The 13,797-nt window shown below is 65.4% G+C and carries 14 protein-coding genes; 5 read left to right on the top strand and 9 right to left on the bottom strand.

Translation table 11 applies throughout. From position 1 onward, the window contains the following. Positions 1 to 68: 68 nt before the first annotated feature. The 5 genes from fabZ to C1A13_RS00900 all read right to left on the bottom strand — a co-directional run bounded on the left by fabZ (position 69) and on the right by C1A13_RS00900 (position 4,571). Entirely contained in the window at positions 69 to 500 is a 432-nt protein-coding gene (fabZ, locus tag C1A13_RS00920; RefSeq protein WP_101548265.1) for a 3-hydroxyacyl-ACP dehydratase FabZ, read from the bottom strand. Between the two features lie 4 nt (positions 501 to 504). After that, positions 505 to 1,740, bottom strand: coding sequence for a beta-ketoacyl-ACP synthase II (fabF, locus tag C1A13_RS00915; RefSeq protein WP_101548258.1), 1,236 nt, complete (start codon positions 1,738 to 1,740; stop codon positions 505 to 507). A 27-nt stretch (positions 1,741 to 1,767) separates the two neighbouring features. Then, on the bottom strand, positions 1,768 to 2,505 hold the full coding sequence (gene fabG, locus C1A13_RS00910; protein WP_101548256.1) for a 3-oxoacyl-[acyl-carrier-protein] reductase: 738 nt from the start codon (positions 2,503 to 2,505) through the stop codon (positions 1,768 to 1,770). Continuing rightward, complete coding sequence (locus C1A13_RS00905; protein ID WP_101553153.1) at positions 2,498 to 3,451, bottom strand: nitronate monooxygenase; 954 nt, start codon at positions 3,449 to 3,451, stop codon at positions 2,498 to 2,500. The genes fabG and C1A13_RS00905 overlap by 8 nt, the downstream gene beginning before the upstream one ends. Before the next feature lie 121 nt (positions 3,452 to 3,572). Further along, complete coding sequence (locus C1A13_RS00900) at positions 3,573 to 4,571, bottom strand: 3-oxoacyl-ACP synthase III family protein (protein WP_101548254.1); 999 nt, start codon at positions 4,569 to 4,571, stop codon at positions 3,573 to 3,575. Positions 4,572 to 4,771: 200 nt separating this feature from the next. Between C1A13_RS00900 and fabD the strand changes: the two genes are divergently transcribed. From fabD to C1A13_RS00885, 3 genes are read left to right on the top strand one after another with little or no spacing between them, the layout of a single operon-like run. Further along, positions 4,772 to 5,689, top strand: coding sequence for an ACP S-malonyltransferase (gene fabD / locus C1A13_RS00895; protein WP_101548252.1), 918 nt, complete (start codon positions 4,772 to 4,774; stop codon positions 5,687 to 5,689). 33 nt (positions 5,690 to 5,722) lie between these two features. Beyond that, positions 5,723 to 6,565 carry a shikimate dehydrogenase gene (gene aroE, locus C1A13_RS00890; RefSeq protein ID WP_101548250.1) on the top strand — a complete coding sequence of 281 codons (843 nt, stop codon included), beginning with the start codon at positions 5,723 to 5,725 and terminating at the stop codon, positions 6,563 to 6,565. Then, the gene (locus C1A13_RS00885; RefSeq protein WP_101548248.1) at positions 6,562 to 7,074 is read left to right on the top strand and encodes a shikimate kinase; all 513 of its coding nucleotides are present in this window, start codon (positions 6,562 to 6,564) and stop codon (positions 7,072 to 7,074) included. Before aroE ends, C1A13_RS00885 begins: the two co-directional genes overlap by 4 nt. Before the next feature lie 69 nt (positions 7,075 to 7,143). Here C1A13_RS00885 and C1A13_RS00880 read toward each other — a convergent pair whose 3' ends face one another. The 3 genes from C1A13_RS00880 to C1A13_RS00870 are packed head-to-tail and all read right to left on the bottom strand — an operon-like array spanning position 7,144 to position 10,355. Then, positions 7,144 to 7,728 (bottom strand): CD3072 family TudS-related putative desulfidase, encoded by a 585-nt coding sequence (locus C1A13_RS00880; RefSeq protein WP_101548246.1) that lies wholly within the window; start codon positions 7,726 to 7,728, stop codon positions 7,144 to 7,146. 47 nt (positions 7,729 to 7,775) lie between these two features. Beyond that, positions 7,776 to 9,059: a cytosine deaminase gene (codA, locus tag C1A13_RS00875; protein WP_101548245.1), complete on the bottom strand. Its 1,284-nt coding sequence runs from the start codon at positions 9,057 to 9,059 to the stop codon at positions 7,776 to 7,778. A gap of 12 nt (positions 9,060 to 9,071) precedes the next feature. Then, positions 9,072 to 10,355, bottom strand: coding sequence for a purine-cytosine permease family protein (locus tag C1A13_RS00870; RefSeq protein ID WP_172439112.1), 1,284 nt, complete (start codon positions 10,353 to 10,355; stop codon positions 9,072 to 9,074). A 507-nt stretch (positions 10,356 to 10,862) separates the two neighbouring features. On the opposite strand from C1A13_RS00870, the gene C1A13_RS00865 reads away from it, so the two are divergent. Beyond that, complete coding sequence (locus tag C1A13_RS00865; protein WP_172439111.1) at positions 10,863 to 12,839, top strand: LacI family DNA-binding transcriptional regulator; 1,977 nt, start codon at positions 10,863 to 10,865, stop codon at positions 12,837 to 12,839. A gap of 111 nt (positions 12,840 to 12,950) precedes the next feature. Further along, positions 12,951 to 13,544, top strand: coding sequence for a hypothetical protein (locus C1A13_RS00860; protein ID WP_101548239.1), 594 nt, complete (start codon positions 12,951 to 12,953; stop codon positions 13,542 to 13,544). A 127-nt stretch (positions 13,545 to 13,671) separates the two neighbouring features. On the opposite strand, the gene C1A13_RS15175 is transcribed toward C1A13_RS00860, so the two are convergent. Next, complete coding sequence (locus C1A13_RS15175; protein ID WP_278277655.1) at positions 13,672 to 13,797, bottom strand: hypothetical protein; 126 nt, start codon at positions 13,795 to 13,797, stop codon at positions 13,672 to 13,674.

Raw genomic sequence — 13,797 nt, 5'->3', positions numbered from 1 at the left:
ATTTGGCCAGGCCACACAAACTTTGGAAAAGCCCCCGCGGCGGCTGTTTCCCGCCCGCGCACAGGCGTCTATTTCATGAGCGCGAAGGTGATCTCGGCGCTCGCGGCGCGCTCGCCGCCGACCGTCGCGGTCCCCTTGCCCATGCCGAAGTTCCCGCGCACCCGCAGCATCTCCACCTCGAGGCGGAGCGTGTCGCCCGGCAGCACCTGCCGGCGGAACTTCGCCTTGTCGATGCCCGCGAAGAAGGCGATCTTGCCCTGGTTCTCCGGCATCGACAGCGCGCACACCGCGCCCGCCTGCGCGAGCATCTCGATGATCAGCACGCCCGGCGTGACGGGATGCCCGGGGAAGTGCCCCTGAAACCAGAAGGAATCGGGGCTGATGAACTTTGTGGCCACCACCCGCTTGCCGACCTCCAGCTCCTCGACCTCGTCGATGAGCAGGAAGGGATCGCGGTGGGGGATAATCTCCATGATCTGTTCCTTATTATAGAGCGCCATTCGATCACCCCTCGTATTTTTTGAAGAGCAGGCTCGCGTTGTGCCCGCCGAAGCCCAGCGAATTGGACAGCGCGTACCGGATGTCCGCCCTGCGCGCGCCCTCGGTCACATAGTCGAGGTCGCAGTCCTCGTCGGGGACCCTGTAGCCGATCGTCGGCGGCATGACGCCGTCCCGCAGGGCAAGCGCCGTGGCGATCGTCTCGACGCCGCCCGCCGCGCCGAGCATGTGCCCGGTCACCGACTTGGTCGAGCTGACCCCCAGCTTGTAGGCGTGTTCGCCGAACGCCGCCTTGATCGCGAGCGTCTCGCACTTCTCGTTGAGCTGGGTGGAGGTGCCGTGGGCGTTGATATAGCCGACCTGCTCGGGGGAAACGCCGCCGTCCGCCATCGCGTTCATCATCGCGTGCGCCGCGCCCTCGCCGTCGGGGGAGGGCCCGGTGATGTGGTGGGCGTCGTCGGTCGCGCCGTAGCCCACGACCTCGGCGATGATGTTCGCGCCGCGGCGGCGGGCGTGCTCGAGCTCCTCAAGCAGCACGAGCCCCGCGCCCTCGCCCATCACGAAGCCGCTGCGCTCCTTGTCGAAGGGGATCGACAGCCGGTCGCAGTCCTCCGACTCGGTCAGGGTGTTCATGTTGGAAAATCCCGCGACCGCGACCTCGGTGATCGGCGCCTCCGCGCCGCCCGCGATCGCCAGGTCGAGATAACCGTACTTGATCTTGCGGAACGCCTCGCCGATCGAATGGGAGCCGGTCGCGCAGGCGGTGACCACCGCGAAGTTGTCCCCCTTGAAGCCGTATTCGATCGCGATCTGGCCCGCGGCCATGTTGGAGATCATCATCGGCACCATGAAGACGCTCACGCGGTCGGGGCCCTTTTCGAGGAACTTCTGGTGCTCGGCCAGCGTGGTCTGGAACCCGCCGATGCCGCTGCCCACGATGACGCCGGCGCGGAAGGGGTCGATACCGCTCAGGTCCCCCGCGCCCTCGACGACCTGCTTCGCGGCGGCCATCGCAAACTGGGTGTAGCGGTCCATGCGGCGGGCCTCCTTCTTGTTGAGCCCCTGCGCGACGGGGTCCCAGCCGTCGATCTCGGCCGCGCATTTGACCTTGATGCGGGAGGTGTCGAAGGAGGTGATCGGCCTGAAGGCGTGGCGGCCCTGCACCACGTTCCGCCAGAAATCGGCTGTGTTCATGCCGACGGGGGAAACGACCCCCGTCGAGGTGATTACGACTCGTTTCATATGCAAATACTCCTGTTTTTCAAAATGTCACTGGCCCATGCCGCCGTCGACGACGAGCACCTGCCCGGTGATGTAACCGGCCGCGTCGCTTGCCAGAAACGCCACCGCGTTCGCCACGTCCTCCGGCTGGCCCATCCTCTTGAGCGCCACGCCGCCGAGGATCGCCTCCTTCGCCTTGTCGGAGAGCTTGGCGGTCATGTCGGTCTGGATAAAGCCGGGGGCCACCGCGTTCACGGTGATGCCGCGCCCGCCGAGCTCCCTGGCCGCCGTCTTGGTCATGCCCACGATCGCCGCCTTGGAGGCGGAATAGTTGAGCTGCCCTGCGTTGCCGTAGAGTCCCGACACCGACGCCATGCTGACGATGCGGCCCGAACGCTGCTTCATCATCACCGGCGTGACGTGCCGGATCATATTGAAAACGCCCTTCTGGTTGACGTTCACGACGCTGTCGTACTGGTCCTCGCTCATGCGGGCGATCAGGCCGTCGCGGGTGATGCCCGCGTTGTTGACGAGCACGTCGACCGAGCCGAACCGCTCCTGCACGGCCTTCACCATCTCCGCGCACGCGTCAAATTTGGACACGTCCGCGACGAAGCACTCCGCCTCGACTCCCCTTGCGCGGCATTCCTCCGCGACCGCCTGCGCCTGCGGCAGCAGGCTTTCGAGGCAGTTGACCGCGATATTGAAGCCGTCCTCCGCCAGTTTCAGCGAGATCGCCCGGCCGATGCCGGTGCCGCCGCCGGTGATTACCGCCGTCTTATTCAATGGTGATACCCCTTTCCGTAAGCAAGTCGCGGAGGAGATGCTCCCCCTGCGCCATCAGGTTTTCCACGATTTCACTGGCGGGCGCGGCGCCCTTCACGAGCCCCGAAATCTCCCCCGCCATAAAGGTGCCCTCCTCGAGGTTGCCGTCCTGCACCGCCTTGCGCAGGCTGCCGGCCGCCATCCGTTCGAATTCCTCCCGGCTGACCTCCTCATGCTCGAGCTTGGCGAGCTTCCGCGTAAACTTGGTCTTGAGCGACCGGATGGGCGCGCCGCCCTCCCGTCCGGTGACGATCGTGTCGGTGTCCTTGGCCCCGGCGACGAGCTCCTTATACTTGGCGCAGGCCGGGCTCTCGTCGGCGCAGACGAAGATGGTGCCGCACTGCACCCCCTGCGCGCCGAGCGCGATGGCCGCGGCCACGCCGCGCCCGTCCGCGATGCCGCCCGCCGCGACGACCGGCACGCTCACCGCGTCCACGACCTGCGGCACGAGGCACATGGTGGTCAGCTCGCCGATGTGGCCGCCCGATTCGGTGCCCTCCGCGACGACCGCGTCGGCGCCCGCGCGCTCCATCCGTCTGGCCATCCCCGCCGAGGCGACCACCGGGATCACCTTGATGCCCGCGGCCTTCCACGCCTCCATGTACTTGCCGGGGTTGCCCGCGCCCGTTGTGACGACCGCGACCTTCTGTTCGGCGCAGATGCGCGCCACATCGTCCGCGAAGGGGCTCATGAGCATGACGTTCACGCCGAAGGGCCTGTCGGTGAGGGACTTCGCTTCCCGGATCATCGCCTCGACCACCTCGCCGGGCGCGGCCGCCGCGCCGATGAGCCCGAGGCCGCCGGCGTTGGACACCGCCGCCGCCAGCTTTGCGTCGGCCACCCACGCCATGCCGCCCTGGAAGACGGGATAGCGGATGCCGAGCAGTTCGGTAATTCTTGTTTTCAGCATTGGTTTTCTCCTCCACGTAAGACTGTGGGGCCGCGCCCCTCCGGCGCCGCCCATGGCGTAGCCGCTTCATCTCTATGATAATCGCGCCTCACGCGCGCGTCCAGCAGGATTTTGCATTTTACCAGGTGAAGACCGCCCCGCCGTAGGTGAGCCCCGCGCCGAAGCCCGCGATGCCGACCTTGTCGCCGCGGCGGAGCCTGCCGCTCCGGTTCAGCTCGTCGAGCGCGATGGCCGCAGAGGCGGACGAGGTGTTGCCCGTGTGGTCGATCGTCATGAACGCCTTTTCCATCGGCAGGCCGAGGTTTTTCATCGCCGTCTGGACGATGCGCACGTTGGCCTGGTGCGGCACGATCCAGTCGAGCTCTCCGGAGGTGATCCCCGCCCGCGCGCAGGCGGTGTTGATCGCCTGCGGCATCATTTTGGTCGCGAACTTGTAGATCTCGCGCCCGCCCATGACCATCTGCCCGGGCAGCTCGGGACGGGTGTAGACCTCATCCGGCTCGGGCGGGTTGGTGGTCCAGGGGGAGGCGGGCGGCGGGTTCTTGCAGAACATCAGCCCGTAGCCGGAGCCGTCCGCGCCGACCATCGCGCCGTACATGGCGTTTTCCTCCGCCCTGATCACGCAGGCGCCCGCGCCGTCGCCGAAGAGCACGCAGGTGCTGCGGTCGGCGTAGTTGGTGAGGCGGGAGAGCATCTCCGTGCTCACGACGAGCACCGTGTCGACGCCGTCGCCGGTGGCGAGATAGCGCCGCGCCATGTCCACCGCGTAGACGAACGCCGCGCAGGCGCAGTTGACGTCGATGCACATCGCGTTTTTCGCGCCGATCTCCTGCTGGATGCAGCAGCTCATCGAGGGGGTCGCGAAATCGGCGGTGACCGTCGTGACCAGCACCAGCCCGATCTCCGCGGGGTCGATGCCCGCGTCGTCGATCGCGGCCCTGGCCGCCCGCGCGCCCATCCGCCAGGTGGTCTCGCCGTTGGCGATGTGGCGGGTGACGATGCCCGTGCGCGGACGGATCCATTCGTCCGAGGTGTCCACGATCTTGGCGTACTCGCCGTTGTCGACCGTCAGGGGCGGCAGATAGCTGCCCGTACCGCAAAATCTGATTCCTGTCATGGCGTCTCCTCATTATCGTTTTTACATTTTGCCTATTGCATCATGAATTTCTTTGTGCTATAATGGGCAAAAATGTAACAGTTGTTATATTTCGATTGTTATCATACCGTCAACCGGGCCAATTTGTCAACTATTAATTTGTGAATATTTTCTTTTTTTGCCCGGACACGGTCAACTTTTATAGGAATGAGGGGTTATTGATGTCGAAGTTAGCTTTTGTATTCAGCGGCCAGGGCTCCCAGTACCCGGGCATGGGCAAGGAGCTGTACGACAGCTTTGAGTCGGTCCGCAACGTCTATGAGTGCGGCAGCGACGTGCTCGGGTTCGACCTGGCGAAGGTCACCTTCGAAGGCGACGCCGAAACCCTCGCGCAGACGAAGATTTCCCAACCCGCTATTTTTGCCGTTTCGATGGCCGCCTATTCGGTCGTCTCCCAGATGTGCGAGCCCTCCGCCGTGGCGGGCCACTCACTGGGCGAATACGCCGCGCTGACCGCGGCGGGCGCCTTCTCGCTCGAGGACGGCTTCCGGATGATCGCCGCGCGCGGAATCGCGATGCAGCGCGCCGCCGACAAGAACCCCGGCAGCATGTACGCGATCCTCGGCAGCGACGAGCGGACGATCGCCCGCGTCTGCAAGGAGACCCCCGGCTACGTCCTGCCCGTCAACTACAACAACGCCACCCAGACGGTCATCGCGGGTGAAAACGCCGCCGCCGAGGCCGCCGCCAACGCGCTTGCCGAGATGGGCTACAAGGCCAAGAAGCTGGCGGTGTCCAGCGCCTTCCACTCCAAGCTGATGGCCTCCGCCGCGCAGGAGTTCTCCGAGGCGATCGCGGACGTCGCCTTCCACCCGCTGGCGATCCCCTTCTATTCCAACATCACCGGCCGGCAGATCCATCCGGACGCCGACCTGCGCCAGTACCTCATCCAGCACCTCGTCTCCCCCGTGCACTTCCACGAGGAGGTCTCCGACATGGTGGCCGACGGCGTCGACATGTTCATCGAGCTCGGCCCCAACAAGGTGCTCACCTCCCTCATCAAGCGCGGCTTCAAGCAGGTCAGCGCCTGCAACATCGAGAAGCCCAGCGCGGTCGAAAAGCTGCGCGAAACCCTGTAATTCCCGACAATTGATATAAGGAGCCCGGGCCCTATGAAACGGTATGCTTTGATCGGACACCCGCTCGGACATTCGCTCTCCCCCGAGATCCACCGGCGCCTCTTCGCGCTGGAGGGCCTCGACGCGGACTACGCGCTTCTCGATATTCCTCCCGAGGAGCTCGCGTCCCGGGCGGATACCCTGCGGGAGCTCGCCGCCTTCAACGTGACGATCCCCCACAAGCGCGCCGTCATCCCCCTGCTCGACTCCCTCGGCGATGCCGCGCGCCTCTTCGGCGCGGTCAACGCCGTGCATAATGCGGACGGCCGCCTGGTCGGTGACAACACCGACTGTGGCGGCTTTCTGCGCGCCCTGGGCGCGCACGGCGTCGCCATCGCGGGCGACATCTGCGTGCTCGGCGCGGGCGGGGTGGGACGGATGTTCGCCCTCGAGTGCGCGCGGCAGGGCGCGCGGGTGACCGTGGCCGTGCGGGAGAGCGGGCGCGAAAAGGCCTCCGAGCTCCTGCGCGAGGCGCGGGAAAAGCTTGGGGCGGAGCTTTCGGTGCGCGGCATCGACGCCCTCGACGGCCGCTTTTCGCTGCTCATCAACGGCACCCCCGTGGGCATGTACCCGAACACGGACGCCTGCCCGGTGCCGCCCGCCCTCCTCGACGGGGTGGACACCGTCTTCGACTGTGTCTACAACCCCTCCGAGACGCTGCTCCTGCGCCATGCGCGCGAACGCGGCGTCAAGGCGGTCGGCGGCATGGAGATGCTTGTCTGGCAGGCGGCGATCGCCCACGAGATCTGGCACGGCACCCGGTTTTCCGACCGCGCCGTGGGAAGGATCGTCGAGGAGATGGCCGCGTACCTGCTGCTGAAGGAGCAAACGCCATGAACAACATCATCCTCTGCGGCTTCATGGGCTGCGGCAAGACGACCGTGGGCACCCTGCTCGCCCGGCGGCTCGGGATGGAGTACGCCGACCTCGACGCCGAAATCGAGGCGGAGGCGGGCATGGCGATCCCCGCCATCTTCGCCGAATACGGCGAGGCGCGTTTCCGCGACCTCGAGCACGAGGCGGTCAGGGCCCTCGCGGGACGCGCGGACTGCGTCGTCTCGACGGGAGGCGGCGCGCTGACCTACCCGCGCAACCGGGAGGCCCTCTCCCCGCGCGACCTCGTCGTCTTTCTCGACGCGCCGTTCGACGCCTGCCTGGAGCGCATCCGCGGCAGCGACCGGCCGATCGTGCGGCGCAGCTCCCCGGAGGAGCTTCGGGCCCTCTTCGACGCCCGCCGCCCCGCCTATCTCGCCGCCGCAAACGCCGTCGCGGACGCGTCCGCCGGGCCCGAAGCGGTCGCGGAGGCGGTCGCGCGCATCCGCGCGGAGCGGGGGCCGGCCCTCTGATTCTGCAAAAAAGAAGCGCCCGGCGCATACGCGCCGGGCGCTTCTTTCGTTGAGGATCGGTTCGCCGGTTCAGGCTTCCATGAGGTCGGCGATGAACTGCTCGAACTCGGAAAGGATTTTTTCAAAGGGCTTCGCGGGTTCGTCGAGGTTGAGGCCGTAGAAGGGCGGCATCAGGATGCCCCGCTCCATGATCTCCTTCTGCAGTTCCTCGATGAAGACGCCGGTGCCCTCGACGAGCGCGTCGCCGTAGTCGAGGTCCTTGGGCGGGCCGCCCCAGTCGTCATTGTGGCTGGTCAGCGTGACGCCGCAGGTCGGGGAGCCGTTGCAGGAGAGCACCGCCACCGTCTGGTAGCCCATCTGCACGTAGCTCTCCATGTAGTCGACGTTGCGCACCGCGATCTGGCGGCAGAAGCGGCGGAAGCCGACGTTGTCGTAGAGGTTCTTGGTGTGCTGCCAGCGCTGGATGCCGAGGTAGAGCGTCTCGGGGCAGTCCATCTGCTGCATGCCGAGGTCGTATTTGTGCAGGATCTTGACCACGTCGAGGCTGAACCCGCCGTACCGCGCGAGGTCGCGCACCTTGTTGTTGGTGTTGAGCAGGCAGCTCGATACGAAGATGATCTTTTTACTCCGGGAATCCTCCCTTTGCAGTGACATACGGACCCTTCTTTCCAGATGTTATGGTTCTCCGCCGTATCCGGCGGTCAGAGCTTGAAATCGATGGTTTCGGTCCGCCCGCCGAACCGGAGCTCGCGGCGCGCGGGCTCCGTCTCGCAGACGATCTTTCCGCGGCGAACCACATAGAGGCATTCGCAGGTGAGGCGGACCGCGTCGAAGGGGGTGTCCGCGTCGAGCACCACGAAGTCGGCGGAGTTGCCCTCCTCAATGCCGTAATCCTCCAGGCACATCGTGCGGGCGGAATTGACGGTGATCATATCCAGCAGCTGGCCGATCTGGTCGTAGCCGCTGAGCTGCGCGGTGTGCATCAGCAGGTTGGCCGCGCCGAGCATCGAGCCCTTGCCCATCGGGTACCAGGGGTCCATCAGGTCGTCGTGCCCGATGCAGACGTTGACCCCCGCCGCGAGCAGCTCGTCCACCCGCGTGCAGCCCCTCCTGCGGGGATAGCCGTCGGTCCGGTTCTGGAGCACCGAGTTGGGATAGGGGTTGGTGATGATGTTGAGGCTCGCCCGCTGCAAAACCCCCATCAGCTTGAAGGCGTAATCGTTGTTGTAGTTGTGCATGGCGGTCGTGTGGCTGGCGGTCGCGCGGCCTTCCATGCCGCGCACGATCGCCTCGCGCGCCACCACCTCGACGAACCGCGACTGGTCGTCGGTGTTCTCGTCGCAGTGGATGTCCACGAGCGCCCCGTACTTCTCCGCGAGGTCGAAGGCGAACTTGACGTCCGCGACCCCGTCCTCCCGCGAGAACTCGATGTAGGGCAGGCCGCCGACCACGTCGCAGCCCATCCGCATCGCGCGGTCCATCAGGTCGGTCCCGCCCTCGAAGGTGAAGACGCAGTCCTGTGGGAAGGCGACGATCTGCAGGTCCACGAGGTCCTTCATCTCCTCGCGCACCTCGGCGAGCGCCTCCACGGTGAGCAGGCTGCGGTCGGTCGCGTCGGCGTGGGTGCGCATGCGCAGCACGCCGTTGGCAACCTCCCATTTGATCGCCTTGATCGCGTTTTCCTTGATAATCTCCTTGGTGAGCGTCTGCTTGCGCTCCCCCCAGATCTGAATGCCCTCCAGCAGGGTCCCGCTCATATTGTAGCGGGGATTTCCCACGCTCAGCGTGGCGTCGAGGTGTTGGTGGGGGTCGCAGAGGGGCGGAATCACGAGCCTTCCGCCCGCATCGATCACCCGCGCGTCCTCGGGCGCGGCCAGCACGGCGGCGGGCGCGACGCGGTAAAATTTCCCCTCGCGGATGTGGATGTCATGCAGCGCGTCCCTGCCGCGCAGACGGGCGTTTTTGACGAACAGTTCTTCCCGCATCTTCTCTCCTCCTTACGCCTTGCGCGGCGAAAGCTTTTCGACCGCAAAGTAGACGACGGCGATCAGCAGGAAGGTCGGGACCGTGGCGCCGATGGTCGGGGCGACGTGGGGCAGGATGTTGAAGATCGCCACGCCGACAAGCCAGATCACGATCGCGCGGACGTTGAAGCCGTTTTTATACCAGTAGCTGGAGGAGGCGTTGTCCACCAGCAGCTGTTCCGCGTCGACCTGCTGCTTTTTGAGCAGGAAGTAGTCGACGAGCAGGATGGCGATCAGCGGCACGAAGATCGAGCCGACGATCGTGAGGAACTGGATGAAGTGGCCGATCAGGTTGGGGATGACCGCCACGCCGGTGATTGCGACGCCGCCGCCCACGATGATCTTCCACGGCTCGATCTTGGGGAAGACGTTGACGAAGGAGATCGCGGAGGAATAGAGGTTCATGACGTTGGTGGTGACGCTCGAAAGGATGATGATGAGCAGGGCGGGGACGCCCAGGCCGAGCGACACGAGCATCGAGGAGGGGTTGGGGTCGCCGGTCACGATTGAGGAGATCATGCCGACGAACATAAAGCCCGCCGCGCCCGCGAGGGACCCGATCAGCGTGCCCACGCTGGAGGAGGACTTGTTTTTCGCGTAGCGGGTGTAGTCGCACACCATCGGCCCCCATGCGAACGCGTTGGCCGCGAGCACGTCGATGCCGAGCATGATGGGCATCGGGCTCTCGGGGCGGAAGGCGGTGAGGTTGCTCCAACCGTAGTTTTTGATCATGAGGTAGGCCGCGTAGATCGACAGCAGCGCCAGCAGCGGCACCGACACCCGCTGAAGCCAGGTGATCGAACGGAAGCCGTAGGCGGTGATGAGCAGCTGCACGATGCCGGTCAGGATGATCCAGAGCGTGATGTTGCTGTAGCCGGTCATGGCGGAGACCACCGCGTCGATCGAGCTGCCACAGACGACGGTGACAGACGCGCCCCAGCCGATCAGCTGAACCGCGTTGGCGATGGCGGGGACGTAGGAGCCCTTGATGCCGAAGGTCATGCGGGCGGCCGCCATGGTCGGGATGCGCACCTTGTAGCCGATGACGCCGAGCGCGAGCAGCGGAAGGATGACGAGCACGTTGCCCCACAGCAGCATGGCGGCCGCGCGCGCGAAGCCGAGCCCGGCCATCGAGCCGCCCATCAGCAGGCGCGGAACCGCCACATTGGCGCAGAACCAGACGAACGCCATGTCCCAAAGTCCGGTTTTCTGTTCCGATTCGGGGATGATTTGGATGCCTTCCCGTTCCAGTTTCATAGGAACCCTCCTTATTCGTTCTGTGGTGAATCGCCAAATCTGTCTCTTTTTTTGCCGATCCCCCGCATTTGAACCCATCGTATCAGCAGGAATTTTGCCTGTCAAATCACGCTTGTATAATACTCCCAATATATTCCATGATTTTTATGGGTTTTTCGTTCAAATCCCCATTTTATTTGCGCATTTAATTTTCCATACCCCCAATCCGGCCCTGACGGATATGAAAAAACCACAATTCGGAATCGGAAATTGCACTTTTTATTCGGCCGCTTTCCCGCCCGGCGGCCGAAATCCGGCGTTTTAGACCGGAGACCGGTTCGTAGAATCACAACGAAACATCTTTATTTGCGCATTTAACTTCATTTGTTCCATTTCTTACCCGCCGGATGGTCATTGTGAACAAAGCGCCCCCCTGCCCTTTACTGGAAAGCTCCGATTTTTCACCGCGGCCCCCTTTCAAATTGACGGGGCCCCGCCGCCGGTTTATCATGGAAAGGGGGGATGCAGATGATAACGATCCAGGACGTGGCGCGGCGGAGCGGCGTGTCCGCCACCACCGTTTCCCACGTGATCAACAAGACCCGCTATGTGCGCCCCGAGCTTGCCGACCGGGTGATGCACGCCGTCGGGGAGCTCGGCTACACCCCGCTGCGGGTCTCCCACCGGCAGAAGCTCTGCGGGATGCGCGTGGCCGGCATCTTTTTAAGCAGCATCCGGGGCAGCTACGCCTCCGACCTCGCCGACTGCCTGGCCGCCGAGCTGCTCGACAAGCGGGTGCGGATCGTCGCGATCGTCACCGAGCAGCGCCTGGCGTGGAAGGATTTCCTCGAGTATGTCCGCCTCTACCACCTCGACACCGCCATCGTGCACTACTCGGTCGAGATCCGGGACGACGGCGGCGCCCCGCCGCCGGTGCAGACGATCTTCATCAACCACATCCCCACCGAGCGGGAAAACTGCTACTACATCAACTTCGACTATCCCCACGCCGTGGGGCTCGCCCTCCGCCACCTGCTTAACCGGGGGCACGCCGACATCGCTTTCCTCGCCTGCCAGAGCAGCTCCTTCATCAACCAGTCGGTCCTCTCCGCCGCGCATGAGACCTGCCGCCAGTACGGGCTCGCCTTCGACGACGGCCACTTCTGGACGATCGACGACACCTACAGCCGGGACGAGCTCGTCCGCCAGCTGGGCGCCTGCTTCCAGGCGCATCCGGGAATCACCGCGGTCATCACCGCCGAGACGGGCGCCACCATGCACATCATGGACTACATCCGCCTCAACGACCTGCAGTTCCCGCAGGACCTCTCCCTCATCACGATCGGCGACATGTACATCGCAAAGGTCTTTTTCCCCAACATCACGCGGGTGGACATGAAGGTGCGCGAGCTGGTGGCCGGCATCCGCGAGCTCATCCTCGGCGGGAACGAGCGGCGGCACCGGCTGATCTCCGCCGACTTCATCCTCGGGGAATCGACCCGCACGCTGGCGCGCGGCCCGTCGGGCGCGCAGGCCGGGCGGGCCGAGCTGCTGGAGCTCACCGACGCGGAGATCGAGGAGGTGCAGCACCGCGGCTATTCGGTCTGCATCTCGATCAACGACGAGCGCTCCCTCTCCTCCCGCCTGCTCGCGCAGGGGATGCGGGACGGCTTCGCCGCGCTCGGCATCGGGGTGCTCGGCACCGTCAACGCCCAACAGGACGCGCAGCTCCAGAAGATCCAGCTGGACAGCCTCGCCGCCATGCACCCCGACGCGATCGTCTGCCTGCCAGTGCTGGAGGGGCGGGAGCTCGACCGCTACCGCAAGCTCTGCCGGAGCGGCATCCGGCTGGTCTTCGCGGGGGACGTGCCCGCCTCGATGCCGCCCTTCTCCTACGACACCTGCGTCGCGGCCAACGAGTCGGAAAACGGCCGCGCCGCGGGCAAGCTCCTCGCCGCCGAGGTGCTCCGCCGGGGCGGGAGCTGCCTCGGCTTCCTCTACGGCAGCGCGCAGTCCTTCTGTACCCGGCAGCGCGACCTCTCCGCCACCGGCATCATCGCCGAGGAGTTCCCCCAGCTCGAGACGGTGGCGCGGCGGGACTTCTACAGCCCCTGCGGGAACGCCCCCCTCATCCGCGGCCTGCTGGAGGCCCACCCCGAAATCGACGGCCTCTACGCGAGCGACGAACGGCTCGCCGCCGACGCGGCCGCCGCGCTGCGCGAGCTTTCGCGCCCGGACGTCGCGGTCGTCGCCGCGGGGCTCGACTACGGCGTGGCCAAGCTGCTCGCGGCCGAAAAAAACATCACCGCGGTCAGCTGCCCCCGCTCCTATGAGACCGGGCGCGCCGCCGCGCTGGCCTGCGCGTGCAGCCTGCTCGGCAAGCAGCCCCTGCCCCACATCGTCACCGTGCCGGCGGTCGTCACCGCCAAAAACCTCGAGAAATCCTGGCTGGAGCTGGTCAAGCGCCGTCTTCCCCGCGAAATCTCCGAGCTGCTCGCCCGCTGAGCGGTCTTCAAATTTCCGCCGGTTCCCTATAAATTTCTTCACAGTTCATTGACATTCTGGTCACAAATGGTACAATAAGCGTGGAAAATTGTGACAAAAGGAGTGCTGACTGTGAAAAAATGGATTAGCGCGGTAATCGCGTTTGCAATGCTGCTTTCCCTCTCCTGCCCGGTCTTCGCCGAGCGCCTGCTCAAGCCCATCGAGGAGGCGGCGCCCGCCGCCGCGGAAGTGGAGGACGAGACCCCGGTCATCCCTGAGGAGCAGGTCCCGACCGCCGCGGCGCCTACCGTCGCGCTGACCGCCGCAGAATACGAGCTCGGCTATGTGAACATGGCCACCGAGCTGAGCGCCGCCCTCGGCGGCGCGCTCAAGGGCTACGACTACCGCGACAAGCGCACCTTCGGCAAAATCGGCGACGAGATCGCCGCGAGCCGGGACCTGCTCTCCGAGCTGGCTTCGGTCGCCGCCCCCGCCGAGTACCAGGAGGCCCACAAGCTCTTCGCCGCGGCCGCGGAAAAGACCGCCGCCTACTACGACAGCTTCACCGCGATGACCCACTCCCCCTCCAAGGCCAGCTACGACAAGTCGGTCAAGGCGAGCCAGGAGGCCCAGAAGGCCATCCTCGCGGCGGTCAACCAGTTCGTGGAGACCTATACCTCCCTGCATCCGGGCTCCCAGTTCACCCGCATCCCCGTGGGCGCCTGACTTCCACAAGCATCTGAAGAGCGCCGGGCGCGAATGCGCCCGGCGCTCTTTGCGTCGTCCCCCGCGGAGGGACGCAAAAAGGCCCCGGACGCTTTGCGTCCGGGGCCTTTTGACATCGTTGAAAGAGCTATTTTTTGTCGCGGAGGATGAGCGCCGCCATGACGCCGAACGTCACGGCGATCGCCGCGGCCGCGCCCACGAGGGCCGTGGCCGCGATCCCGCGCCAGGGGTTGAAGAGCCGCAGTTCTTTCAT

The organism is Anaerotruncus massiliensis (ex Togo et al. 2026) (genome assembly GCF_900199635.1).
GTDB lineage: Bacteria > Bacillota > Clostridia > Oscillospirales > Ruminococcaceae > Anaerotruncus > Anaerotruncus massiliensis.
The sequence above is the reverse complement of the archived record's forward strand: the minus strand, read 5'-3'. Positions and strand labels throughout refer to the sequence as shown.

Excerpts from the sequence above, each read along its gene's own strand:
- fabZ (WP_101548265.1), bottom strand. The coding sequence starts at position 500 with ATGGCGCTCTATAATAAGGAACAGATCATGGAGATTATCCCCCACCGC.
- fabF (WP_101548258.1), bottom strand. The coding sequence starts at position 1,740 with ATGAAACGAGTCGTAATCACCTCGACGGGGGTCGTTTCCCCCGTCGGC.
- C1A13_RS00900 (WP_101548254.1), bottom strand. The coding sequence starts at position 4,571 with ATGACAGGAATCAGATTTTGCGGTACGGGCAGCTATCTGCCGCCCCTG.
- fabD (WP_101548252.1), top strand. The coding sequence starts at position 4,772 with ATGTCGAAGTTAGCTTTTGTATTCAGCGGCCAGGGCTCCCAGTACCCG.
- aroE (WP_101548250.1), top strand. The coding sequence starts at position 5,723 with ATGAAACGGTATGCTTTGATCGGACACCCGCTCGGACATTCGCTCTCC.
- C1A13_RS00885 (WP_101548248.1), top strand. The coding sequence starts at position 6,562 with ATGAACAACATCATCCTCTGCGGCTTCATGGGCTGCGGCAAGACGACC.
- C1A13_RS00880 (WP_101548246.1), bottom strand. The coding sequence starts at position 7,728 with ATGTCACTGCAAAGGGAGGATTCCCGGAGTAAAAAGATCATCTTCGTA.
- codA (WP_101548245.1), bottom strand. The coding sequence starts at position 9,059 with ATGCGGGAAGAACTGTTCGTCAAAAACGCCCGTCTGCGCGGCAGGGAC.
- C1A13_RS00870 (WP_172439112.1), bottom strand. The coding sequence starts at position 10,355 with ATGAAACTGGAACGGGAAGGCATCCAAATCATCCCCGAATCGGAACAG.
- C1A13_RS00865 (WP_172439111.1), top strand. The coding sequence starts at position 10,863 with ATGATAACGATCCAGGACGTGGCGCGGCGGAGCGGCGTGTCCGCCACC.
- C1A13_RS15175 (WP_278277655.1), bottom strand. The coding sequence starts at position 13,797 with ATGAAAGAACTGCGGCTCTTCAACCCCTGGCGCGGGATCGCGGCCACG.